Raw genomic sequence first — 25747 nt, 5'->3', positions numbered from 1 at the left:
GCTTTAATAACTCCCGTACACACATTCAGATATAAATATTAAAACAATTTATTAGCCGGATAAAGCATGTATTAAACCCTTTTCCGTAACAAAATCGTATTACAAATGTTATATGTCCGATGAAGGCTTTTATCAGTATACTTTTCAGTCTTGTAATGCTTTCTGTACTTGCCCAGACAGGCACCTACCGCCGTACAGACAAAACAGGCGCTTCCTGCACTATTGCAGTACAAAAGAGTCAATCCCAGTTGAAAGGTGAAATATTTGCCTGGTGGAATACCTCTTCCGGCACACACGGTGCATTCAGCGGACAAGGTGTACTCAAAGACAATGTATGCATACTCAGGAAACAGGAAGAAAGTGCCTGTACCGTCAGACTTAGCTTTAGTAAAAACGCATTAAATACAATATTTTCAGATTGTAATGCAGAAAATTTACCGGAAGATTTTGCGGGTAGCTATACTAAAATAACAACTCAAATCCCCGGAGAATACCTGATCAAAACAGCTAAAGCATATTTTTATAAAACGACCAAAAGCAATTCACGCCTCCGGACTTATCTCATAAAGGGCGATAAGGCATACATTGAACTGGAGAATATTATTGATGATAAATGGATATTTGTCAATTATACAAATACATCCGGAAAGACGTCCAGCGGCTATATGCTTTGGCAGAACTTTAATTTAAAACCCTGATGACCAAAAACCGGACTAAGGGTTATGCTCATTATCAAAGTCCTTTGTCTTTTTAATTGATCCTTTCACATTGATCTGACTCTCTTTGATCAAGTCCGGATTTACCTTTCCTTGTTTTGAAGCATTAAATTTTAGTATTAAGAAGCTGATTGCCGACGTTGAATCCGAAAAATATGATACAGGCACGGTAAACTGACCATCCGCCGATATCTTATGAATTTCTTCTTCGCTGTACTCATGCATCTGTTCCAGAGGAGTGGATTTCTTTAAGAGAACGCTCTTTGAAACAGACAATTCATTTATCTGCTTCAGATTATTCCATTTTATGTGATAATCCTTCTGCCGGTCTGCTTCTTTATCCGTAATAATATCCTCCTCATTTACTTCAGCTAAGCATGCTACACTGCCTAATGCATACCATTTACCATTCAGACTTATCGTCAGGTGATAGCCTTTATCAACAGGAATATTAGTTTTATAATATCGGGTCTCTGTTGTATAATATAATCCCTGTCTTTTCTGAAGCTCCATATCAGCTCCATTGACCTTTATATGTACACTATCATTGCTAATGATATTTCCATCCTTGTCAAATAGTTTTACAGATATCTCATTATCATTTTTATCGGTGAGACTCTGTGCTATCGAAATATCTGTCCCTATCAGAGAAAGAGCTGTAATCTTTTCCTTTGATAATTTGGATTCATTACAAGATACTAATGCCAACAGACAGATAAAAGAGCACACAAACAATGTAAGTCTCATGTATATATTTTTGTAAATGATCATACCGCTGATTTTTGTCAGTACAGACTGACGTCAATTAGTCTAAAAGTACAGATTTTGATCGATCAACAGTATATATACGATTACAAAATATAGATTTCTCCTGACAATAGGCTGAAGGAAATTCTATCTCTTCTTTCTGTAAAACTCTTTGATACTATATCCCAGATGTAAGAGATTGCTTTTTCAGAAATCTCATGTACAAGACTAATCCCAGAAAAGCAAAGATCAATACAACAGGAAGGATCAGCGTAACCTGTAATACTTCCGGTCCGGCCAGATTCTTTGCTGAGCCAAATGCAATAGCTTCTGCTGAACCTTCAGCCGCTGTGCTATACTTTTGAATATCGGCACCTTCAGGTAAATGTTTGACGATCAGACTGTCATAAAAATTACCCATCAGGATAGTATATATTGATACGGCAAACATCCCGGCTCCCCCAAGCAGATTAATACCCAGCGCTCCGGATTTAGGAATATTTTCGGCTACAAAACCAATCATAGTAGGCCAGAAATAACATACACCTATTCCGAATATAAGGGCAGCAAAGAAAATAGAATTTCCGGACAGTGTACTTAACAGATATAGCCCCAGAGCTGCAAAAACAGCAGAAAAAAGCAATACACCCTGTGGGGCGAGCTTCTTTACTATAGGTTTGGCGAAAGCACGCCCCACAACCATAATACCGGTAGTAATTGTTAACAAGAGAATAGCATTATCCGTTACATTTTTCAGTAAAAGACTAATCCACTGCCCGGTGAACAGTTCTGTAATAGCCGTCATAAACATACAGACAAACATAAACAGAAATAAAGGACTGAAAACAGCCTTATACATATCTCTACTAGAATAGCCGGATGATACACGTTCTGTAACAGGAAATTCAAGTTTTAAGAAAAGGTAACCATAAATTAATGTCGGAATCAGCATTGTAGCTACCTGAAATTGCCAGCTTAGTCCAATATTAACAAACAGGGTTACCAAAAGTGTTCCTATGACAATTCCGCCCGGAAACCACAAATGGAAGTAATTAAGACGCGTAGTCTTGTCTTCCGGATACAGTGCTGCAACCAATGGATTACAAGCTGCTTCAACTGTACCATTAGCGATTCCGATCAATAAAGTCGAAAAAAATAAAGTCCAATAACCCTGTGCAAAAATGGTTAATATAATTCCTGCCAGATGAAACAAAAATGCCATGACAAGCAAACGTTTCATACCGATGATATCCACCACAAAACCACCAATTACAATAGCCAAAGGAAAACCCCAAAAGGCAGTAGCTGTGATCGTTCCTAGCTGTGTGGCATTCAATTGAAAATCTATTCCCAATTGATTCATCATTCCGGCACGTATCCCAAAGGAAAGGGAAGTGACCAGCAGAGCCAGACAACTGGCTGTAAAAAGTTTGGTTGATTTAATAGTACTCATAATTAGTTGTGATTAAGGTTAAGTGAATTTACAAATTCTATTCACGAATACAATTCTACAGGAAAGAAAAAAACACAAATTATTCCGGGAAATAATATTTCAAAAATCAGCAATGTGAGAAATAAAAAAATACTCAGGAAATAGATTAATCAGAAGAAACAATCAAGAAAGAGGGATAACTTCTAACAACCAGACCGTAGATTTACTTTTTTATTTGCTTATAAATACCGACCAACAGGAATACAGGAGTAATAAGAATAAGAATCCCGCCGATAATATTGATCATTTCATGATCGCTCCAATGTTTTGTAAGTACAAAATCATCATATATGGCCTTTTTTGTCCTTAGCTTTTCGGGGAAATCCGGAGGCATATCGTCCATTCCTAAAGGAGATTTAAAATAAAGTTGTGTTGTGGGACGATACTTTACGAATACGCTGTATTCATTAAACTCGTCATCTTGACTCACCCCCATCATAAGCCAGAGAATAAGCAACAGCACCAAGCTAATGATCAGGTACAGATTGATTTTAGTGTCCTTCTTTTTCAGCATTCAGAATAATCTTAATTCGTTTATCAAAGTCGTCCTGATCACTATCAAAATCATCTTTAAATGATTCTCCCATCTGGTGAATAACATTATTTTTATCAATTCTATAGACTATATAATAATTCTCTCCACTATAAGCATATCCCACAATAATATTATATTCAGACAGGTATACCGTATTTGGAATTTCTTCAAACCCCTGAATCCTGAATAATGTATACTCATTAGGATCTGCTACATACAAATGGTAAAATTCATTCGCTCCCCTGGCTCCTGTTCCGGCATAAATCAATACATCATCCTGCCCGTCTCCATTAAAATCTTCGGACCGAAAGTCTATTGCTTCAGGAAGAGAAAAAAATTCTTTCCACAATACAGTGCTGGTAGTATCGGAAGTCTTTCGCATATAAATTAATGTATCCAGCGCCTCCGGATTTTGAGAAGGTTTTACAGAAAGTACATAAGTACTATCCTTAAAGGGATAATAATCTAATGTCGTATCCACATTCAGCAGGATAGTTTGACTATACTTAACACAGCGAATAGCTGTTTTAGCAGTACCGGTGAAAGTACATAAGAACAGGATTAACAGAACGAAAAGAGTTGAGAGCTTTTTCATAACATTTTTTCGACCTAAGGATTTAACTGAGCGATAAAGTACAGATAACTAATATTTTGCTGATTATTTTTATTTGCGGTAACGCTGGCTTTCACCATAAAAGTCCGGTTATCTTTCCACCTTATCTCCTCTACAGCCCAGTCCTTCGTCTGAAAGCTCATTTTCTCAGACAACCGTTTTGCAGGATGAGTTGTTTTATTGAGATTCAATATCCCTATAAAACAACTGTTCTTTTCGTAGACATAATTGTAATAATACAGTATATAATTACCATCAGGAGAGGGTACAGGAATTTCTACAGCATCATCCCCGACAGATACAATAGCATATTGATATCCGCTGGTGCTATCTATTAATATACGGTCGCTGAATCCTATATGTTCCGCTACATGTATACTATTGACCACATACATCTTTAATCCGGGAAAATAACCGGCGTATTCATATCCTCTGAAATCTTCTTTAGCCGAATCGGTATATTTCTGCAAGCGGATTGTTCCTTGTTTTGTAGGCACCAACATATGCCCGTTTACATCTTTGAGCGGTAAAGAATCCGGTCTCAGGGCTTGACGGCATAAGTCATACTCTTCCTTCGAAGATTTTTGAAATTTGATAGAAGGCAGCTTATCATAAGTATCTGCATATCCTACGGCTATCTCCTTCTTCTGCGCCTGAGCAGTCAGGGATACCAATAACAGTAAAATCAAGATTTTCATATTACTTTCTCTTTTGCTTTATGGTATAATATACCTGCTCATTTAACCGGATCAGATCAAAATTCATGCCCTTACATTCAAAATATTCAACCGTCTGTTCCGTACATTCCTTTTGCGGACCATTCTTCAGATATACGTGGTCTATTTTGAATCTCACGGTGTCACCCTGATAAGTTATCGTATAATAACGTGTACCGTTCCATTTCACTTCTGTATCCGCACACCGGATTTTGGATGTCTTATAGAAATATTCTGCTTTAGGCTGATTCTGGTCAGGGGTCAATCTAGTGATAATCCGGTTATAAGGAACAGAAAAACTGCTGACATCTCTGATTTCCTTATTCCCGTCAAACACCCAGGTGACCAGTTGATCAGCCTGATTGGCTTTGATATACCCCTCTTCAAATGTAAAAGGACCTTGCGCTCCGGCAAATTGGATATCGGTATCCAGATCGGCTATGACCTTTCCTTCTTTGTCCACCTTATAGCTTTTGTGCAAAGGAGGAATCTTATTTGAACTTTCGGCCAATGCGTTAATAATAAGCTCATTCCTGTCCGGCAGAAAATAGGGTTCACTGGCATGATGCTGTGTCCCTACGTCCAATAGCAATTTTACTTCAAGTCCATCCAGGTCAAACTGATTATCTAAAGTTTCGTATAAGACAAATTTAGTCCCGAGATTGGGCTGTTTTATAAGCTTAATCCAGTAAATCAGAAAGATACTGACAACAACTATTCCGGCAACACATAGTGCAAACTTGATATTGTTGTAAAACAAGGCGCCAACACTCATCTTCTGCGAGGGAAAGGGCAAAGACAACCCGATCGCCAACAGGATACAAACTACTGTTATATAAGGAAGATGTAAACGAAAAAACTGTTTAACAGAAGAGGTAAATTCATAGGAATAGCCAAATCTACCTGTATAAAATATTCCATAACTTAACCAAAACAGCAATAGCAGTATCAGAAATGGTTGTAAAAAGCGAAATAGAATGTGTGGATAGATGATCTGTGATAGTATAAGTTGGTCAAGTGCTCTGATTATACATGCACCTAGCAACACAAGAATAAGGCTGATAAGTCCTGCAAATACTGCTGTGCCAAAGCTCAAAAAGCTCGGTTGCTGACTGCTGTAATACCAATAGGTAAAAATAAAAATAAGCAATGACAGGATCAGTGCCTTGATATTGGCCGTGGTCATCAGGTTTTCCATTTGATTAGCTGAAAATTTAGTAAATATACATGCTATACTTCAATAAACTCCATCCTTATATGGAAACTTAAATACAGGATCAGCAATATAAAAATATAAATTCACTGATTATCCTTACTTTTACACCATGAATGAACAACCTAATAATCCTTTACACGGAGTCCGTTTAGATAGCATTATCGAATATCTGGTCGATCATTTCGGCGGTTGGGAAGGTTTGGGCAAACGTATTCAGATTCGTTGTTTTAATGAGAATCCCAGCGTGAAATCATCTCTCACATTTCTCAGAAAAACACCTTGGGCGCGTCAGAAGGTTGAAGAATTATATGTACGGATTATCAGTAATAAATAATATATCCTCCCGAAGTTGTAAAGAAAATTTTTCTATCTGTCGTCAGAAAATTTATTTTAATAATTTCCTAACGTTAATACAGCAATTCGCTTGTGGATAGCAGATTATCGTTAAAGAATACCTACCTTTGCAGCCATGAAAAAAATTGCAGACTACAGAAGACTTTTGAACGTAGATAAATCAGCCGATCTTAAAATATTAAAGTCGACTTATCGAACGATTATGAAAGAGTGTCATCCTGATAAATTTGTTAATGATGAAGAAGGAAGAATCGCCGCTGAGACCAAAAGTAAAGAGATGATAGAAGCCTATCATTTTTTAGTAAGTATCTGTCCGGAAACGCTGGAAAATCAACTTCCCATATATACTGCAACTATAGCCAACTCCGGTATTGCAGACTTTGACTGGAAATCACAGGTTCTGGTAATTACCTTTCACGATGGAAGTCAGTATGAATATTTTGGTGTGGCAAAAAATGATTATATCAAGTTCATTAATGCTGATTCACCAGGTCGCTTTGCAAGAAGACACATTTTTCATTCCTATCCTTACAGAAATGTATTAAAGACCTCTGAACCTGTCTGATTTTAGCTATTATTCAATTTATCAAAATAAAAAAAAAGCCTCTTTTAGTTTTCTAAAAGAGGCTTTTTTTTGATCCCATCTTAAAATATAAGTGATTCAATAATTGGCTTTAAAATTTTGTTATAAAAGATCATATCTCATTGAATTTCTGAACAATAATTAAACACCGAACGGTTACATATTTTGTTTGTGGAGAAATAGCTACAAGCTAGATAATAACGTGTAGTTATATCTCTTATAAAAAAACAGAATATTCATTCATTTAATTTAAAATGTAGCTATTGTACTACAAATTTTTTACTACTTTAGAATCCGGATTATCTATCTATATATTCGCAAAAAATAGATTTATAAAGGGGAATTAACACCTGATTATTTTAAGGTTTACATCTAAGTAATATTTTCAATTATTGACATTGATATGAAAAAACATTCATTATTAGTGCTGCTATCATGTCTTGCAGTAGCAACGGGATATGCTCAGCAGAAAATCGGAGACGGTTCGATCTCCGGAGCATCAAATTTGCCAAATAAAGATGCCATACTTGAGTTATCAAGTAAGTACAAAGGGTTACTCTTTTCAAGAGTAGAGCTACAATCCACTACTAATCCTGCTCCATTACAGAGTAATCAACATGTACTGGGTATGATGGTATATAATACGGCAAAAGTCGGTGATGTTTCTCCCGGGATATATTATAATGACGGACACAAGTGGATTGCCGTAGGGAACTCATATGGAGCTATTAATATTACCTACAATCCGTCAACATTCGAGATGTCATTTATAGATGTCAATGGTAATCCTGTAACAATTAATTTGAAGGATGTTGTCAAAGCGAACGAAACACTCACAACTCTCGCATATGACAATTCAAATAAGATATTAACCTATACAGACGAAAAAGGCGTACCCACTCCTATTGATATCAGTTCACTGGTTACAGGAAATGAGACACTGACCGTACTCAGCTACAATGCACAGACAAATACTTTGACATATAAAGATGAGAAGGGAGCAATCAACACAATAGATATCAGCAATCTGGTTAAAAACAATGAAACGCTCACAACTCTCGCTTACGACAATTCAAATAAGATATTAACCTATACAGACGAAAAAGGCGTACCCACTCCTATTGATATCAGTTCACTGGTTACAGGAAATGAGACACTGACCGTACTCAGCTACAATGCACAGACAAATACTTTGACATATAAAGATGAGAAGGGAGCAATCAACACAATAGATATCAGCAATCTGGTTAAAAACAACGAAACGCTCACAACTCTCGCTTACGACAATTCAAATAAGATATTAACCTATACAGACGAAAAAGGCGTACCCACTCCTATTGATATCAGTTCACTGGTTACAGGAAATGAGACACTGACCGTACTCAGCTACAATGCACAGACAAATACTTTGACATATAAAGATGAGAAGGGAGCAATCAACACAATAGATATCAGCAATCTGGTTAAAAACAACGAAACGCTCACAACTCTCGCTTACGACAATTCAAATAAGATATTAACCTATACAGACGAAAAAGGCGTACCCACTCCTATTGATATCAGTTCACTGGTTACAGGAAATGAGACACTGACCGTACTCAGCTACAATGCACAGACAAATACTTTGACATATAAAGATGAGAAGGGAGCAATCAACACAATAGATATCAGCAATCTGGTTAAAAACAACCAAACGCTCACAACTCTCGCTTACGACAATTCAAATAAGATATTAACCTATACAGACGAAAAAGGCGTACCCACTCCTATTGATATCAGTTCACTGGTTACAGGAAATGAGACACTGACCGTACTCAGCTACAATGCACAGACAAATACTTTGACATATAAAGATGAGAAGGGAGCAATCAACACAATAGATATCAGCAATCTGGTTAAAAACAATGAAACGCTCACAACTCTCGCTTACGACAATTCAAATAAGATATTAACCTATACAGACGAAAAAGGCGTACCCACTCCTATTGATATCAGTTCACTGGTTACAGGAAATGAGACACTGACCGTACTCAGCTACAATGCACAGACAAATACTTTGACATATAAAGATGAGAAGGGAGCAATCAACACAATAGATATCAGCAATCTGGTTAAAAACAACGAAACGCTCACAACTCTCGCTTACGACAATTCAAATAAGATATTAACCTATACAGACGAAAAAGGCGTACCCACTCCTATTGATATCAGTTCACTGGTTACAGGAAATGAGACACTGACCGTACTCAGCTACAATGCACAGACAAATACTTTGACATATAAAGATGAGAAGGGAGCAATCAACACAATAGATATCAGCAATCTGGTTAAAAACAACGAAACGCTCACAACTCTCGCTTACGACAATTCAAATAAGATATTAACCTATACAGACGAAAAAGGCGTACCCACTCCTATTGATATCAGTTCACTGGTTACAGGAAATGAGACACTGACCGTACTCAGCTACAATGCACAGACAAATACTTTGACATATAAAGATGAGAAGGGAGCAATCAACACAATAGATATCAGCAATCTGGTTAAAAACAACGAAACGCTCACAACTCTCGCTTACGACAATTCAAATAAGATATTAACCTATACAGACGAAAAAGGCGTACCCACTCCTATTGATATCAGTTCACTGGTTACAGGAAATGAGACACTGACCGTACTCAGCTACAATGCACAGACAAATACTTTGACATATAAAGATGAGAAGGGAGCAATCAACACAATAGATATCAGCAATCTGGTTAAAAACAACGAAACGCTCACAACTCTCGCTTACGACAATTCAAATAAGATATTAACCTATACAGACGAAAAAGGCGTACCCACTCCTATTGATATCAGTTCACTGGTTACAGGAAATGAGACACTGACCGTACTCAGCTACAATGCACAGACAAATACTTTGACATATAAAGATGAGAAGGGAGCAATCAACACAATAGATATCAGCAATCTGGTTAAAAACAACGAAACGCTCACAACTCTCGCTTACGACAATTCAAATAAGATATTAACCTATACAGACGAAAAAGGCGTACCCACTCCTATTGATATCAGTTCACTGGTTACAGGAAATGAGACACTGACCGTACTCAGTTATGATCCGGTCAACAACAAGCTAATCTACAAAGACGAGAAAGGTAATGAGAATAGTCTGGACATAAGTACGCTGGTCAAAAACAATCAAACAACAACAACAGTTGTCGCAGGAACAGCAACCTCTGTGACTTCCTCCACGGTTGGTAACAACACCGCTTATACCATAAATGTAACTCCTGCTACAACAACATCTACCGGAGCGGTAAAACCAGGCTCCGGATTGTCGGTAGCGGCCGACGGAACGTTGTCCGTGAACACTTCAGGTGCGGGAGGTATTGGTAAAGATTTTACTTCTACAGATCTGAATATAACAGGCGGAACAGGGGCAACCCTTACAACTGTAACAGCAAATATAAATGACGGTGTAATTACACCGTCCAAATTAGCCAATGCAGGTAACAATCAGGTACTCATCACTGACGGTACAGGATTACCACAATGGGTAAACCAAAACACATTGGTTCCTGCTACGACAAACACCTTAGTGAACAACGGAACAAATACAATTACATCAACAGTAGACGGAGTAACAGCTACAGCGAAAGTTGTCAATACGGTTGCAAACAGCTTATCCGGTTCAAATCTGACTACGACAGTAAATGGGGTCCCTGCTACAGCATTAGACTTAGCACCTGCAATACAAAATGCATTAAAGTTCGCTAATGGAACCAATGCCACTTTAACTGGAAACGGGACTAGTACCACACCTTATAAATATGATGTAGCAACAGCCAATGGAACAACCTTAGGGGTAGTAAAAGAAGCATCCGCTAATCCAACAGTAAATATTGCAACTGACGGAACGCTAGCTGTAAATACAACTAATGTAGCAACCAGTTTAGGTAAAGATGTAACTGCAGGAAGCCCTAAAGTTATACTTGGTGGTACCCCAACAGGAGCTGTATTAAAACCTTTCACTATTGATGTAGCAACAGCAGATGCAACAACCTTAGGAGTAGTAAAAGAAGCTGCCAACGACCCGACTGTAAATATTGTCAATGGCGAACTATCTGTAAATCCTGCCAATGTAGTAACCAGTTTAGGTAAAGATGTAACTGCAGGGAGCTCTAAAGTTATACTTGGTGGTACTCCAACAGGAGCAGTATTAAAACCTTTTAGTGTAGATGTAGCAACAGCAAATGCAACAACCTTAGGAGTAGTAAAAGAAGCTGCTACCGACCCGACTGTAAATATTGTCAATGGAGAACTATCTGTAAATCCTGCCAATGTAGTAACCAGTTTAGGTAAAGATGTAACTGCAGGGAGCTCTAAAGTTATACTTGGTGGTACTCCAACAGGAGCAGTATTAAAACCTTTTAGTGTAGATGTAGCAACAGCAGATGCAACAACCTTAGGAGTAGTAAAAGAAGCTGCTACCGACCCGACTGTAAATATTGTCAATGGAGAACTATCTGTAAATCCTGCCAATGTAGTAACCAGTTTAGGTAAAGATGTAACTGCAGGGAGCTCTAAAGTTATACTTGGTGGTACTCCAACAGGAGCAGTATTAAAACCTTTTAGTGTAGATGTAGCAACAGCAGATGCAACAACCTTAGGAGTAGTAAAAGAAGCTGCTACCGACCCGACTGTAAATATTGTCAATGGAGAACTATCTGTAAATCCTGCCAATGTAGTAACCAGTTTAGGTAAAGATGTAACTGCAGGGAGCTCTAAAGTTATACTTGGTGGTACTCCAACAGGAGCAGTATTAAAACCTTTTAGTGTAGATGTAGCGACAGCAAATGCAACAACCTTAGGGGTCGTAAAAGAAGCTGCTACCGACCCGACTGTAAATATTGTCAATGGAGAACTATCTGTAAATCCTGCAAATGTAGCAACCAGCTTAGGTAAAGATGTAACTGCAGGGAGCTCTAAAGTTATACTTGGTGGTACTCCAACAGGAGCAGTATTAAAACCTTTTAGTGTAGATGTAGCAACAGCAAATGCAACAACCTTAGGGGTAGTAAAAGAAGCTGCTACCGACCCGACTGTAAATATTGTCAATGGAGAACTATCTGTAAATCCTGCAAATGTAGCAACCAGCTTAGGTAAAACAATAACTACCGATGGTATTATTAAAGTGAATACAGTTAACTCGCTAGCCAGCTCTGTTTTGGCCGATGCCGTTTTAAGCATAGCTGATGGATCCATTACTTCAACAAAAATAACCGATGCTACTATTGTTAATGCAGATATTGCCAATAGCACACTTACACCTGAAAAGATAGCCATTGCCAGCAGCAATCAGGTACTAATCACTGGCGGAACAGGAATACCACAATGGATAGACCAAAACAAATTGGAACCCTGGAGAGTACAAGGAACTTCCAACGGTGCAACTACCAATACAGATAATATTTACCAGACAGGCAATGTGGCCATTGGAGCTGGGGCAACTGCTCTGACCGGAGCAGACGCAAATGCCAAACTATATGTCAACGGAACTATTACTACAGCGTCTTCACTATATGCTGATTACGTTTTTGAAGATTATCTTGAAGGAACTTCTAAGCTGAATAGTGACTATTCATTTAAATCTTTAGATGAAGTAGAAACTTTTATAAATGAAAACAAACATCTTCCGGGGGTTACAGGGATCAAAGGACTGAGCAAAAATGAGAAAGGCGAATATATTTTTAATATATCCGAACTCAGTGTCCAGATACTGGAAAAAGTAGAAGAATTATATCTGCATACTATCGAACAAAAGAAACAGTTAGACAACAAGGACCGGGAGATTGAAACATTAAAGGAAACCGTAAAAAATATGAACGAACGTCTGGAACGTATCGAAAAACTTTACGGAACACAGCCTTCTCATACAAAGTAATACTAGTCATGAAAAAGAAAATCAATAGTTTGACGACATCATTACTGCTGTTGTTATGGATTTCCGGATTGGCCACATTACAGGCTCAGCAGGCCGGCATTAACACCAAAAATCCACAAGCTGTCCTGCACGTGGATGCTAAAAAAGATAATAATCCGACTACACAGGAAGCTGACGATTTTGTAGTCACATCAGCCGGCAGTGTAGGAATAGGAACTATCAGTCCTACACACAAGTTGGATATCCGGGGAAAAATCCAGATTATAGATGGAGGAGAGCAGGCTGGAAGTGTGCTGACCAGTAATGCCAGCGGTCTTGCCAAGTGGAATTATCCGGCTGTATCAAAAGTGGTAGTTAATGGTATTTTTTCAAGCAATGCAAAGGTAACACCAGATGGAGGAGAAACTCCAAAATATTCAAATATATACATAGCACTAACCAGAGGAAAATGGATAGTAAATGCAGGGATTACCTTTGTACAAGGTAACAGAACCATATTCCAACGCTGTTATCTTTCATCTTCAAATAGTGCTTTGCAGCAAAATGGTTTTACTTATTTGGGGCCTGCGGGGGCGCAGAGCAGTTATGGTGGGATAGTAGCAACCAATATCACTGATAAGAGTGCAACTGGTCAACGTGGATTTGTTACAGGTAGTGCAGCCATAGAAGTAACAGCATCTACGGCCATCATCTACCTTATGTTACAGAATCAGCCCACGGGTGCTTACGAATTCAATGCACAAAGTTATCTGGAAAACTATTTTTTTGCGAAACCAATAGATTAATATCGGATACTTTTTACCATAATGAAATATCAGTCTATCTGCATAAGCAAATAATATCTAATGTTATTAATATACAACACAATGAAAACATTTAAAATTATAGCTACAGCGCTTGCTACGATCTGCTTTGCATCCGCTTACGCACAAAATACAGGAATCAATACCAAAAATCCCCAAACTGTCCTTCATGTAGATGGCAGTAAAGATAATAATGCCAGCGGAGCCCCTACAGGGACACAGCCTGCTAATGATTTTGTCGTTACCAATACAGGTAATGTTGGTATTGGCACCATAGCCCCTACCACAAAACTCGTTATTGATAACGGCATTGCCGGAGCTGCCATTAAGATTATAGATGGTACACAGGCCAATGGCTATGTACTGACCAGTGATGCAAACGGAATTGGCAGCTGGACTTTGGTTCCGGCATTTCGTCCCACCGTATTAGGGGATTTCCCCGGCACCGCCAATACTGTACATGCAAATGACGGAACGGGTAACTATGTCGCTTCCGGTGTATCCATCACTCTTCCTCAGGGTAAATGGGCAGTAAATGCAGGCATGACATTTAATAATATCAGTAGCGACAGCTGGCAACATTGTTACTTATCTTCTAGCCCAGCAAGTATAGCGCAGGCAGACTTTACCCATTCAGGTCCTGCCGGTAATAACACCTGCTATGCCGGTATATTGCTGAAAGCTGCTAAAGCCTCGCCAACTGATACAAATGGGACAAGTTTTATATCCGGAAGTTCGGTTATTAATGTAACTGCATCCGCAGGAGTAACTATATATCTTGTTCTTCAAAGGTGGGCCACTGATATTTTCCAATATGCGACCAACAATTCTGAAAATTATTTTTACGCAGTTCCTGTACAATAAAAATCGTAAAACAAGGAGTAACAATAAACAGACCTGAAGATGAAACTATACAGCAGATTAATAACAGGTATGGACAGTTTTAGATTGCTGTCAGCAAGGTACCGTGATCTGTACATGAAGGTACAAACATGTATTAGTATGAAAAATTCTATCAAATTTTTCCTTAGTACTGCCATTGGGATGTTTAGCCTATCTCTATACGCTCAAAATGGCAAAAATTCCGATTTTTCAAATAACTCCTATTTTATCGTTTCTGAGGGCACAGCGGATGTTATATATTCTGAAAGTCTCTTTATAGGCCCTAATGCAGAATGGCAGATTGACGGAGACTTATATATCTACAGTACTAAAGTATGGATTGCTCCTACTGCCAAAATCACCGGAAGTGGTAAACTTATCCTGAAAGATCCAGGCTCCAATCCTTACTATTCAGGCTGGGGTAATCAACCTACACTGATCGATGCAAATAGCGGAGAATTTATTAAGGTAAATATTACAATTGACAACCCTTCTAATATCAAGTTGGCAGACATTTCAGATCCGGGATACGGTATTCAGACAGGAATAAATAATACCGCAAGTCTGAGAGTAGATGCTAATATCGATTTTAATGTACAGGGAGGGGATATTCTGCTCAACGGATTTGAACTGATGCTGGGATCTAATGCCCAGTTATTGAACGCAGGTAGTATTAACATTCCGAATCAGAATATACGCGGTTATGTCGTGACAGGTAATATACCAGGCAGTTCACTTGTAAAGAGTCTGAAACAGGGGGAAAAGTTTCTGTTTCCGGTAGGTATAAATGAAAGCAGTTACACTCCCGCAATCCTTACTCCAAAAGCAGCCGATGATATCCATGTGGGCGTTATAGATTATAAAGCTGCGACAACAATCCAGATTAAGGATACAGAAGTGGGTATGGACCGTATCTGGCATATCTATGCCAGTAAGGAGCTAAGAGCGGATTACACCCTTATTCATCAGGCCATCACCAATGGAAATCTCTTTGTGGATAGCAAAGCAGAAATTATGCAATATTCCGGCAATGGCAACTGGATTGGAGATGTTACCACATTAATAGGGACAGGTATACACAGCCGGCAGGACGTATTAGCTTATGCTGCTCCCACGCTGAGCGGTACCTGGATGACTAAGTTCAGCTACAAGGGTCCTGAAGCCAATGATGACACCTTTACGATAGCCTATGCAGATGAATATCTCAACAAGGAAAATCAATTACATGTATTGCAAAATGACAATGCAGGATCCAGCCCCATTATCGTTTCTTCAGTCACTATACTCAGTCAGCCGCAACATGGAAAAGTAACTGTCAATATAGATGGTAGCATCACTTATACCCCCGATCCGGGCTACATAGGAGAAGATTCCTTTGAATATAGCATCACTGACGAATATGGTCTTTCAGATACAGCCCGTGTGACACTTAATATCCTTTCCCGCGACCTTCATATTCCGAATGTATTCACTCCTAACGGAGATGGTATCAACGATTATTTTGAGATTATCGGCTATGAATATTATGATCGTATTGGAGTAACCATTGTCAACCGTTGGGGAAATGAAGTATATCGTAACAGTACTTATGATAATAAATGGAATGGCAGCGGTCTGAATACAGGCACCTATTTCTATATTATCGAAGCTACGAAGGGTGGAGAAACACGTGTGTTCAAAGGAGATGTATTGATCAAACCCCAATAATAGTGATTGTCTTAAAAACTAACTAAGAACTATTAAAAATGAAATACAGAAAATACATTTTACTCACACTGACGGGGCTAGTTGGCTTCTGTAAGAGCTATGCCCAGCAGAGTATCCAGTTTACGCAATACATTTTCAACTCCATGAGTGTGAATCCGGCTTATGCAGGCTACAAGGAAGAATGGTTTGCACAGGTAGGCCTGCGTAGCCAGTGGACAGGCTGGGAAGGAGCGCCAAAAACGGGAACGGTCTCAATAGATGGTATTTTAGATGCGCAGAATAAACGACATGCTGTAGGGCTTAACCTCACTGCAGACAAATTGGGTGCACAGGCAGCAACAGCCATCTATGGAAACTATGCTTTCCGTTTACAACTGGATGACGAAGATACACAGCGACTAAGTCTCGGCATTGCAGCGGGCGTCACCCAATACAGTCTTGATGGAAATAAACTGGATCCCAACGATTATAATGATCAGATAATTCCAAGAGGAAAAATATCGGACTGGGCTCCGGATATCCGCTTAGGTGTATACTACACTAATCCCCGCTGGTATGCCGGAGTATCAGTACAGGATCTTTTCAATGGTACAAATTCCGGTTCAGACTACCGGTTCAATCTGAATACTTCTGAAAATCTCTATCGTACGGTAAGTATGTATGTGATTTCAGGTATGTTGTTGGAGTTGAGTCAGGGTGTCCACCTCCGGCCCAGTATGCTGCTAAAAGAAGATTTTAAAGGACCGACATCGCTGGATATAAATACGATGTTAATCTTCAACAGCAAATTCTGGATAGGAGCAGGATATCGTACACGGGCTAAACTCTTTAACCGCGCTTATCAGGATCATACTGTAGACAAACTAAGCGCAATGAACGCCATTACCGGTATTGCACAGTTCTATGTGACCGAACGGTTACGTATCGGGTATTCGTATGATGCAATGATCAACCGTATGAGTGGGCTACAAAATGGATCTCATGAAATCACGTTGGGACTGACATTCGGAAGCCGCGGGGCGAGCCAATACCTGAGCCCACGTTTTTTCTAAGAGAAATCAAGGATGTACAGCAGAAATAATGATCTATAATAACTATAGAGGAATACCATCTCAAAGGTTTCCTGATAACAGCAAAATAATGGCAAAAAAACTACATTCTATATATAAACTACTGGCTATCGGAGCATTGTTGAGCGTAGTAATTTCAGTAAAAGCTCAGGAGCAGGTAAGTCTCAGAGCAACTGCTGATAAACTTTATCATCAATACGAATATTATAGTGCGGCTCGTATTTATGAGAAGCTCGTTGACACAAAGAAACCCCGTCTTCAGGATATGGAGCGTCTTGCTGAATGTTATTACCTTATTGATAACTATAGTCTGGCACAAAACTGGTATGCCCGCATTATAAGTCAAGGTAAATTTTCAGATCGATCGCAACTGATTTATGCAGATTTACTGAAGATGACAGGAAATTATAGTGCGGCCAAAGAACAGTTCCGTCAGTATGGTACACGTACAGGTAAGGCTGATGAGGTGACCCTTTCAATACAGGGAGCTGATTCTGCAGTCATATGGATGGCTTCACCTACCTTACATAAACTAAAGAATGAGGATGGCGTCAACACACGCTATTCTGAATTTGGTACTATCCCGCTTCATAACAATGTCTTATATGCCGGTGAACCCAGCACCTGGAGTACAGGCATTTCCGGACGTACCGGCCGGCCGTATCTTCGCGTGTATTCAGCAAGCCGGGATAAAAATGCTACTACCTTATTATATCCCAACATCCTGCCCGATGTATTTAACGATACAGAATATCATGTTGGGCCTGTCGCCACCAATAAAGAAGGAAATACCCTGTTTGTCACCCGTACCTACCCCGGTAAAGATGCAGAAAAACAACGATCAGGCAACTATACATTCAACAAACATAACCTGGAGCTAATCATTTATACACGATCCGGAGATTCCTGGACAGCCACCCCTTTTCCATATAATAACAAAAAGAGCTACTCTACAGGACATGCTGCACTTAGCGAGGATGAAGCCACAGTTTATTTTGCTTCGGATATGCCCGGAGGAATGGGAGGCGTAGATATCTGGTATTGTATACGTCAACCCGACGGTAGCTGGGGCAAACCGGTAAATGCAGGCCCGGAAGTTAATTCATCCGGGGACGAGATGTTTCCCTCCCTTTCCGGAAATATACTTTATTATTCCAGTAATGGTTTCCCTGGTATGGGAGGACTGGATGTATTTATGAGTGAAATAAAAGAAAATAAATTCAGCAGATCCAAAAATCTTCGCTTTCCGGTAAACTCCGCTTCAGATGATTTTTCATATGTAGTTATTCATGACAGTCGCGAGTCTTTTTACGGATATCTGTCTTCAAATCGTATGGGAGGAAAAGGGCTGGATGATATCTATTCCTTCTCTTTTCAGCAACCAAAAATTCATCTGTACCTGGAAGGGCAAACATTGAACAAAGCTACTTCAGAACCACTCACAGCTGTACAACTGACATTGCAGAATGAAAAAGGGCAAATACTTCAGAGCAAATTAAGTAGTCAAAATGGCGAATTTAACTTCCCAACTGATGCCGGGTTGCATTATAGCATTGTTGGAGAGAAGCTCGGTTTTCACGGAGATTCGGTAGTTTTCACAACTCCTATTGCCAATCGTGATACTACAATCCATCTGACACTTCATTTACAGCCAGTAATTGAAAAAGGAATAAGTTTTACATTAGAGAATATTTACTACGATCTGGATAAATCTAATATCAGAGAAGATGCTAAACCTGTTCTCAACCAATTGGTCCATACTCTTCGGGACAACCCGAGTCTTAAAATCGAGCTTTCAAGTCACACAGACAGCAGAGCTACAGCTAAATACAATATGAAATTATCTCAGAACCGGGCGCAGTCTGCGGTGGATTATATAGTAAGCCAAGGTATAGCCCGAAACCGAATTATAGCTAAAGGCTACGGGGAAAGCAGATTAATTAATATGTGTAAAGACGGGGTAAAATGTACAGATGCAGAGCATCAGGCTAATCGACGAACTGAAATAAAGGTACTTGAATATTAATAAAAGAATAGCCAAAACATTTATTGAACAGACTTTTTAAAATTTGTCCATTCTTAAAAAAAAGACTTAAAATAAAAACACGAACTTCCGTAATAATGGAAAGTTCGTGTTCGTATATCTTTTGTCTTTGCTAATCCTGTTTCTTAGCGACTTTTCTGAAAGGCTTCTTTTTCCGATTGAATCTTTTTTTTGCAGGCCGGCTTTTCGGATCATATACAGGTCCTTCGGAAAATCCTTCCGGCAAGGGTACTTTTTCGATTTCATTACCTATCAATGCTTCTATACGGCCAAAACGATTCTGATCTTTGGTATTGATAAAAGTTATGGCAGTACCGGTAGTTGCTGCTCTGGCAGTACGTCCTACCCTATGCACATAGTCTTCGGGGTCCGGAGGTACATCATAATTGATTACCAGGCTTATTCCCACTACATCTATCCCTCTTGATATCACATCTGTTCCGACTAGTACACTCAGACGCTTGCCTTTAAACTTGTTCATGACCTCTTCACGCTGAGTCTGTTCCAGATCGGAGTGAAATGCCTCAGCGGCTATTCCCTTTTTCTGCAATTCATGCGTCAGTCTCTTGACGATTTCCTTTTTGGATGCAAAAATAATAACACTGGAATAGCTGTCATCAGAGAGAATCGTTTTGATCAATTCCGTTTTTTGTTCATCATATACCAGATATGCCTGCTGCTTTATGCCGTCTGAAGGTTTGGATATCGCAATATTTATTTCTGTAGGATCATGCAGAATCTGTTTGGCCAGAGAACGGATCTTAGGCGGCATTGTAGCCGAAAAAAGCAAGTTCTGACGCTTCGCCGGCAAATAACTGATAATCCGCAGAATATCTTCGTAGAACCCCATATCTAACATACGATCAGCTTCATCGAGAATAAGATGTTCCAGTTTAGAGAAGTCAAATTTACCGGATGTCATATGAGCAATCAATCTTCCGGGAGTCGCCACAATAATGTTTACTCCTTCGCGAATTGCTCTTTTCTGCTGTTCGTACCCCATCCCGTCTCCTCCGCCATAGACAGCAATAGAAGTCGCCCCTGTGAAATAAGCAAGTCCCATAATCTGCTGATCAATTTGAAGGGCTAATTCACGTGTAGGGGCTAAAATCAAGGTATTGACATGTTCCGATTTGCGGACTTCAATTTTATGTAAGATAGGCAAGAGATAAGATGCGGTTTTACCTGTACCTGTCTGCGCACAGGCAATAAGGTCTTTATCTTGGAGGATAACAGGAATAGCCTGTCCTTGTATAGGAGTTGCATCAAGATAACCCATACTGTCTAACCCCTCCTCCAATAGAGGAGCTAAACCAAATTCGGTGAATTTCAATCTTTTATTATATCGTTATACTGTAAAAACAGCATAATTTAGTGTTTTTTTCTGAAAGAAAAAAATTACAGAAGTATATCTGATGGACCTTGAAACTAAAAATTCAAAAATAAGCAGCTTGTTACAAGCATGTTATACTGTTGGCGGGGACGCCAACAGACGCAAAGAAAAACAAAAGCTGGTGCGAGCGTCACACTCGTATCCAGAATAATAGAGGCACAGACAACATCCCAGCGCCAGAGAAATAACAACGGTTAAACCTGATTAATTCTCTCCTTTTAAAGGAGAGATGCCCGCAGGGCAGAGAGGTTACTAAGAAGTTGATAAGGTTGATATAGTTAATAAAGTTAAAACTTTTGTGCTTTTATAGTTAAAAAACTATTTGTATCGCATACTGCTGGCGGGGACGCCAACAGACGCTTCAACTGCGTTTGTCGGTGTCCACACCGACAACATTATAGAGGAACAGGCACATCCCTGCGCCAGAGAAGTAACAGTAGTTAAGCCAGTCACCTGTTCAGCGACACTAACAAAACAAGATCCCCTGATCTGCCGGTTGGCTGATCAGGGGATCGTCTCCATACTTTCCTTATTCCAAAGTAATTATTTAGCCTGAACAGTCAGTACTGCAGCTGTATTACCGGCACTGACATCCACAGTCAATACATAAGTTTTTCCATCTTCCAGGGTTTTACCTGTAAGCAGTCCCAAATTTCCGGAATCTCTGCCATTGGATCCGTTACCGATAAAGATCAGATCTCCGGAGGTTTTAATGGCTGCAGAACCAAATTCACCGCCCCATCCTTTTTGATGGAAAAATTTAAAGTTAATATTATCAAGTTTTATCGTTTCCTTTCCTCTAAATGTAACCTGATACTTCTTATTTCCTATTGGTGCCAGACAAAGAGCTTTATCTGTATTCCAACCAACCTGATTATTCGCTACCGACGGTTTCCCTACTCCTTCACCGATAATCCAGATCGCTCCTGTTCCATCCGCTTTCAATGAAGCATAGTTACTTCCGTCCAGCGCTTCTACGATAAAATATTTATTCGGAAAATTAGCCGTAATTCTATAATTACCATTTATGGCATTAAAAGTCAGTTTGCCGTTGCTGTCTTTTGTAAAGAAATCCGGATCAATCCACCAGTCTTTAAGATCCGAAAAACCATCAATAGTTACCTGATCACCTTTATTTATAGTCAGATCTGTCCTGAAATTATCATCATTGACCCTATTCAGGACTTTCTGATTAATCGCATAAGCAATAATAAAAGGAGATGCTTCATAATTAAAGGTATTAAATGCAATGGTATATGTACCTGATGAAGAATTGGAAAAAGGAATCGGAGAAGTGGATCCAAGTGCGATTGCGTTACTCTCCCATCCAAAGTTCATTTCGTTACCATTTGCCCCTACTTTGGGTGCTTTGATATATCCCTTAACAGAAAATGGAAAAACCTCAGTTGCCGCATATTGGTTAGCTGTCTTTTTCTGCATCTTATATTCTTTCCCCTCAGCAACCAAAGTCAGGTAAGGAAAATCCGGACGACTCACGACAAGATCAAGAGATTGTTCGGTAATAGTCTTACTGATATTCTGCAAGACCAGTTTCAATGTAGCAGTACCATTAGGTACATTCTTATAAAACGGGATAAAGATTTTTCCGGAATATGTTCCGTTCTCTTTGGTTCGTATAACCGTTTCGGCCACCTGATCATCTGTATAATACAATTGAGCTTTGAGCGTAGACAAGGGCACAGTAGCATCAGACACCTGTACTTCAAAGGAAAGGCTATCTCCAAATAGAGCCGTTTTCAATTCTGATTTCAGCATCATTTCCGGGTTTCCGGGGCTTAATTTTTCATCCTTTTTACAGGAATAAAAGATTCCTACGCTATGCAGCAGTAAAAATCCTGCTAGAATACTTTTCTTCATGATTACTGTTATTTAGAAGTCCAACGATAGGATACCACAGATTTTGCAGGTACCTGATAACTAAAATGATTTTTACTGTCATTCAATGTAATCGCACGGTTTTCATTCGAATTATTCAGCAATACTACTGCATAACTACCATCTACGTTCTGGAAAGCGGAATACAGCAATCCGTCAGCTGTATATCCGGATGCTCCTATACGTGTTGCTCCCGGTTTTACGACCGATGACAGGTGTCCGATAATGTAATAATGTGAATTACGGGTAATTGTCTTATAATTTGCCGAATTGATATCTACAGCACCATAGCAAGTCTGACATCCGCCCTCACGATTCGGTCCCTTTTCTGTATCCAGCATCAGATTCCAGACAATCACGGCTCTGCTCCAGTTATTGACTGTACCCAGTGCAACTTCCTGCATATCTTCCATTAACCGTGTGGACAGATTACGACCGTCATTCCATGTGCCTATAGAAGTCTCTGTAAAGATCAGCTCTTTGTCAGGTCGTTGCTGATGAATATCCAGTAGCTCCGATTTATTACCACCATAATTGTGATAAGCCGCTCCGGCAAAGTAAGATGCAGCTTCCTGATCTTTATAAATATTGACCGGATAATCATTCTGGCTGGCAATATTATCATAGTTATAATTATGATCAAAGGCATATATTTTTGTCTGCAGACCTGCAGCTCTCAATTGTGGCCCCAGTGCTTGTTTTACAAAAGCTTTTTGCTCCTCCCAGGTCATATACAAAGAAGCAGAATTTCCTTTGTTCAACGGTTCATTCTGAGGCGTAATCGCCTCCACTTTTATGCCCTGTGCAGCCATAGCTTGCAACCATTTTACGAAGTAAGTTCCATAATTCTGATAATGTGCAGGATTAAGCTGACCTCCGGTCCATGAATTATACGCTTTTAACTCAGTCAGGTTATTTACTTTCATCCATCGGGGGCTGGTCCATGGTGATCCTATGATTTTCAGATCAGGATTAATAGCGAGTATCTCTTTCAATACCGGAATAATATAATCCTTCTCTTCCGATTGTAGTCCAAAGTTTTCTATTCCCGGTGTATCCCAGCAGGTATATTCACTCAAGGAGAAATCCGAACATCCGATAGCTATACGGATGTAACTCATCCCCATACCTTCCTTATCTGAAAATGTTTCTTTCAGAAAAGCTGTACGGTCTTCCTTTTTCATCTTCATCAGATTATAACAGGTGGATCCTGTTATTGCCGCACCAAATCCGTCCATCGTCTGAAACTTGACTGCGGGGTCCAATGTAATCGTATTGGGCGACATATTAAATTTGGTACTGAATGGTTTGAATTCCTTTTGGAAATCATAACTACGATTGTTAGTCGTAACATATACTGTGACATCTCCACTTTCTGCAGATGAGTAACCGTTGGAAGGAGCGTAGCTTTCGCGATTGCATGATCCCACAGTCAGCAGGCACGAAAACAGGAATGTTAAAATCATATACTTATTATTATACTTGTTCATCTTTGATAGAATTAATTAATACCCCGGATTTTGCACCAGATTCGGATTTTGGTCAATTGCTGCCTGCGGCACAGGTAAACGGTATGAATTTGTATTAAACGGATAGACCAGTGGTTTACGTCCGCTGTCTTTTGCAAATACGGCATTCATCACTTCTTCCACCTTATTCAGTCTGACAAGATCAAACCAACGCTGACCTTCAAAAGCCAGTTCCAGACGTCTTTCTTTAAGAAGAGCATTCAGCATCGTTTCCTTTGAGGCTTTTGCTGCTGCTGTAAGTTTGGGTAATCCTGCCCGTACACGAATACGATCGATTATATCGGCAGCGGCAGACAGGTCAGAACTTCCCTGCTGGATCAGTGCTTCAGCCTTCAACAGTAATACATCGGCATATCTGTATTTGATAATACTGCTATTGGCCGAACGCAGCTTATACATAAAGGGATAATTGCTGGCCGGATAATAATTACTCCATTTGGCTACATAATACACAACAGACTGATTGAACCGGATCTGATCTCCCTCCTCCTGAAAAGCTTTGATCAGATCGCGTGAAGGTGTAACCCACTTCGCCCAGGTAAAATTATTATCGTAATTGATCAGGTCACGTCCAAACATCCAGGTGGCCCAGTTACCGCTGCCCGGAAAAAACTGTGCTTCCAGAATAGATTCTTTTGTATTACGCATTTTTGCATCGGTATTTCCTGCATTCATTCCAAACAGATCACTGAAATCCGATACCAGATCAAATCCGTCTGCAGTTACGGCATCACAGTACTGAATAGCTTTGGCATAATCACGAAGTGGTTTTTCTACGTATATCTTAGCAAGTAATGTCCTGGCTACAGATTTTGAAAATACCGTTTTGTCTGAAGCTACACTATTAGGAGCATCCTGCAGCGCAGCCAGACAGTCTTTTTCAATTTGCTGATAGGCCTCCTGCTCGGTAGCCTGTTTTGGAAAATATTGCGGATAGACTTCTTCGAGTGTCTCCGATGTAATATCAGCTGCTTCTGTCGTAATCACAGGAATACTTCCCCATATGCGCACCATATCGTACATAATCATCGCTCTGAAGATCATCGCTTCCGCCTTATACTGCTTGCGTTCCTGTGCAGTCAGCGCATTATCTTTCACACTGTCAATATTGACAATAAGACGATTTGCACGACCGATATCCTGCAAATACCGGTTCCAATCCCTGTTGACTACTGAATTAGAACCCTCTATAGCATTGTTCTCAAACGGAATAACCTCCGCTCCGGTTGTTCCGGCATATGCATTGTCTGCATGTGACTCCGCAATCAGCAAGAGATCCAGATACCAGTGTTCCTGCCGGTCTCTCATCTGCTGATAAAGAGTCTTCATATGACTCAGTACAGTTGCCTTATCTTTAAACACTACCTTTTTGCCTGTCTCCGTTACTCCTTCAGTGACATCTGAATAGGTATCTAACGGATCTCTGTTTAATGAGCAGGATATCATTGTACATCCCATACTGCTCAGCAAAAGAATTAATATATATCTTGATATCATATCTTTA

The 25747-nt window shown here is 39.6% G+C and carries 19 protein-coding genes; 9 read left to right on the top strand and 10 right to left on the bottom strand.

Annotated features, from left to right (window positions below; genetic code table 11):
* The first annotated feature begins 119 nt into the window (after positions 1 to 119).
* The gene (locus I6J03_RS16735; protein WP_003003970.1) at positions 120 to 698 is read left to right on the top strand and encodes a hypothetical protein; all 579 of its coding nucleotides are present in this window, start codon (positions 120 to 122) and stop codon (positions 696 to 698) included.
* A gap of 15 nt (positions 699 to 713) precedes the next feature.
* Here the strand turns inward: I6J03_RS16735 and I6J03_RS16730 are convergent, their stop codons facing one another.
* The 6 genes from I6J03_RS16730 to I6J03_RS16705 form a co-directional block, all read right to left on the bottom strand.
* On the bottom strand, positions 714 to 1463 hold the full coding sequence (locus tag I6J03_RS16730; RefSeq protein WP_157600385.1) for a hypothetical protein: 750 nt from the start codon (positions 1461 to 1463) through the stop codon (positions 714 to 716).
* A 178-nt stretch (positions 1464 to 1641) separates the two neighbouring features.
* A complete protein-coding gene (locus tag I6J03_RS16725; protein WP_003003973.1) occupies positions 1642 to 2916 on the bottom strand; it encodes an MFS transporter in 1275 nt (424 codons plus the stop codon).
* Between the two features lie 202 nt (positions 2917 to 3118).
* Positions 3119 to 3469 carry a hypothetical protein gene (locus I6J03_RS16720; protein ID WP_003003975.1) on the bottom strand — a complete coding sequence of 117 codons (351 nt, stop codon included), beginning with the start codon at positions 3467 to 3469 and terminating at the stop codon, positions 3119 to 3121.
* The gene (locus I6J03_RS16715; RefSeq protein WP_003003977.1) at positions 3447 to 4085 is read right to left on the bottom strand and encodes an XAC2610-related protein; all 639 of its coding nucleotides are present in this window, start codon (positions 4083 to 4085) and stop codon (positions 3447 to 3449) included. Before I6J03_RS16715 ends, I6J03_RS16720 begins: the two co-directional genes overlap by 23 nt.
* A gap of 14 nt (positions 4086 to 4099) precedes the next feature.
* Positions 4100 to 4801: a hypothetical protein gene (locus tag I6J03_RS16710; protein WP_003003979.1), complete on the bottom strand. Its 702-nt coding sequence runs from the start codon at positions 4799 to 4801 to the stop codon at positions 4100 to 4102.
* Position 4802: 1 nt separating this feature from the next.
* Complete coding sequence (locus I6J03_RS16705; RefSeq protein ID WP_003003981.1) at positions 4803 to 6017, bottom strand: hypothetical protein; 1215 nt, start codon at positions 6015 to 6017, stop codon at positions 4803 to 4805.
* A 127-nt stretch (positions 6018 to 6144) separates the two neighbouring features.
* Between I6J03_RS16705 and I6J03_RS16700 the strand changes: the two genes are divergently transcribed.
* From I6J03_RS16700 to I6J03_RS16665, 8 genes are all read left to right on the top strand, one after another.
* Positions 6145 to 6369, top strand: a complete 225-nt coding sequence (locus tag I6J03_RS16700; RefSeq protein WP_003003982.1) for a VF530 family protein — start codon at positions 6145 to 6147, stop codon at positions 6367 to 6369.
* Positions 6370 to 6504: 135 nt separating this feature from the next.
* Positions 6505 to 6954: a KTSC domain-containing protein gene (locus tag I6J03_RS16695; protein ID WP_003003983.1), complete on the top strand. Its 450-nt coding sequence runs from the start codon at positions 6505 to 6507 to the stop codon at positions 6952 to 6954.
* 421 nt (positions 6955 to 7375) lie between these two features.
* Entirely contained in the window at positions 7376 to 12919 is a 5544-nt protein-coding gene (locus I6J03_RS16690) for a hypothetical protein (RefSeq protein WP_201693840.1), read from the top strand.
* Between the two features lie 8 nt (positions 12920 to 12927).
* A complete protein-coding gene (locus I6J03_RS16685; protein ID WP_003003990.1) occupies positions 12928 to 13704 on the top strand; it encodes a hypothetical protein in 777 nt (258 codons plus the stop codon).
* Between the two features lie 81 nt (positions 13705 to 13785).
* Positions 13786 to 14586 carry a hypothetical protein gene (locus tag I6J03_RS16680; RefSeq protein ID WP_003003992.1) on the top strand — a complete coding sequence of 267 codons (801 nt, stop codon included), beginning with the start codon at positions 13786 to 13788 and terminating at the stop codon, positions 14584 to 14586.
* A gap of 138 nt (positions 14587 to 14724) precedes the next feature.
* Positions 14725 to 16311, top strand: coding sequence for a T9SS type B sorting domain-containing protein (locus tag I6J03_RS16675; RefSeq protein ID WP_039989578.1), 1587 nt, complete (start codon positions 14725 to 14727; stop codon positions 16309 to 16311).
* Positions 16312 to 16349: 38 nt separating this feature from the next.
* Complete coding sequence (locus tag I6J03_RS16670) at positions 16350 to 17363, top strand: PorP/SprF family type IX secretion system membrane protein (protein ID WP_201693838.1); 1014 nt, start codon at positions 16350 to 16352, stop codon at positions 17361 to 17363.
* 88 nt (positions 17364 to 17451) lie between these two features.
* Positions 17452 to 19407, top strand: coding sequence for an OmpA family protein (locus I6J03_RS16665; protein ID WP_039989742.1), 1956 nt, complete (start codon positions 17452 to 17454; stop codon positions 19405 to 19407).
* A 130-nt stretch (positions 19408 to 19537) separates the two neighbouring features.
* On the opposite strand, the gene I6J03_RS16660 is transcribed toward I6J03_RS16665, so the two are convergent.
* The 4 genes from I6J03_RS16660 to I6J03_RS16645 form a co-directional block, all read right to left on the bottom strand.
* Positions 19538 to 20758 carry a DEAD/DEAH box helicase gene (locus I6J03_RS16660; protein ID WP_003004002.1) on the bottom strand — a complete coding sequence of 407 codons (1221 nt, stop codon included), beginning with the start codon at positions 20756 to 20758 and terminating at the stop codon, positions 19538 to 19540.
* Between the two features lie 603 nt (positions 20759 to 21361).
* Positions 21362 to 22696 (bottom strand): DUF5125 domain-containing protein, encoded by a 1335-nt coding sequence (locus I6J03_RS16655; RefSeq protein ID WP_003004004.1) that lies wholly within the window; start codon positions 22694 to 22696, stop codon positions 21362 to 21364.
* Between the two features lie 8 nt (positions 22697 to 22704).
* Entirely contained in the window at positions 22705 to 24180 is a 1476-nt protein-coding gene (locus tag I6J03_RS16650) for a glycoside hydrolase family 30 protein (protein WP_039989745.1), read from the bottom strand.
* A gap of 39 nt (positions 24181 to 24219) precedes the next feature.
* Complete coding sequence (locus I6J03_RS16645; RefSeq protein ID WP_201693836.1) at positions 24220 to 25740, bottom strand: RagB/SusD family nutrient uptake outer membrane protein; 1521 nt, start codon at positions 25738 to 25740, stop codon at positions 24220 to 24222.
* Positions 25741 to 25747 lie beyond the last annotated feature (7 nt).

Origin of the sequence: Sphingobacterium spiritivorum, from assembly GCF_016724845.1 — a bacterium.
GTDB classification, from domain to species: domain Bacteria; phylum Bacteroidota; class Bacteroidia; order Sphingobacteriales; family Sphingobacteriaceae; genus Sphingobacterium; species Sphingobacterium spiritivorum_A.
The sequence above is the reverse complement of the archived record's forward strand: the minus strand, read 5'-3'. Positions and strand labels throughout refer to the sequence as shown.

Bases quoted from the DNA above. Each gene is read 5' to 3' on its own strand.
- I6J03_RS16670 (WP_201693838.1), top strand. From the start codon at position 16,350: ATGAAATACAGAAAATACATTTTACTCACACTGACGGGGCTAGTTGGC.
- I6J03_RS16665 (WP_039989742.1), top strand. From the start codon at position 17,452: ATGGCAAAAAAACTACATTCTATATATAAACTACTGGCTATCGGAGCA.
- I6J03_RS16715 (WP_003003977.1), bottom strand. From the start codon at position 4,085: ATGAAAAAGCTCTCAACTCTTTTCGTTCTGTTAATCCTGTTCTTATGT.
- I6J03_RS16645 (WP_201693836.1), bottom strand. From the start codon at position 25,740: ATGATATCAAGATATATATTAATTCTTTTGCTGAGCAGTATGGGATGT.
- I6J03_RS16655 (WP_003004004.1), bottom strand. From the start codon at position 22,696: ATGAAGAAAAGTATTCTAGCAGGATTTTTACTGCTGCATAGCGTAGGA.
- I6J03_RS16705 (WP_003003981.1), bottom strand. From the start codon at position 6,017: ATGGAAAACCTGATGACCACGGCCAATATCAAGGCACTGATCCTGTCA.
- I6J03_RS16650 (WP_039989745.1), bottom strand. From the start codon at position 24,180: ATGATTTTAACATTCCTGTTTTCGTGCCTGCTGACTGTGGGATCATGC.
- I6J03_RS16695 (WP_003003983.1), top strand. From the start codon at position 6,505: ATGAAAAAAATTGCAGACTACAGAAGACTTTTGAACGTAGATAAATCA.
- I6J03_RS16690 (WP_201693840.1), top strand. From the start codon at position 7,376: ATGAAAAAACATTCATTATTAGTGCTGCTATCATGTCTTGCAGTAGCA.
- I6J03_RS16725 (WP_003003973.1), bottom strand. From the start codon at position 2,916: ATGAGTACTATTAAATCAACCAAACTTTTTACAGCCAGTTGTCTGGCT.
- I6J03_RS16680 (WP_003003992.1), top strand. From the start codon at position 13,786: ATGAAAACATTTAAAATTATAGCTACAGCGCTTGCTACGATCTGCTTT.
- I6J03_RS16710 (WP_003003979.1), bottom strand. From the start codon at position 4,801: ATGAAAATCTTGATTTTACTGTTATTGGTATCCCTGACTGCTCAGGCG.
- I6J03_RS16720 (WP_003003975.1), bottom strand. From the start codon at position 3,469: ATGCTGAAAAAGAAGGACACTAAAATCAATCTGTACCTGATCATTAGC.
- I6J03_RS16675 (WP_039989578.1), top strand. From the start codon at position 14,725: ATGAAAAATTCTATCAAATTTTTCCTTAGTACTGCCATTGGGATGTTT.
- I6J03_RS16685 (WP_003003990.1), top strand. From the start codon at position 12,928: ATGAAAAAGAAAATCAATAGTTTGACGACATCATTACTGCTGTTGTTA.
- I6J03_RS16735 (WP_003003970.1), top strand. From the start codon at position 120: ATGAAGGCTTTTATCAGTATACTTTTCAGTCTTGTAATGCTTTCTGTA.
- I6J03_RS16700 (WP_003003982.1), top strand. From the start codon at position 6,145: ATGAATGAACAACCTAATAATCCTTTACACGGAGTCCGTTTAGATAGC.
- I6J03_RS16730 (WP_157600385.1), bottom strand. From the start codon at position 1,463: ATGAGACTTACATTGTTTGTGTGCTCTTTTATCTGTCTGTTGGCATTA.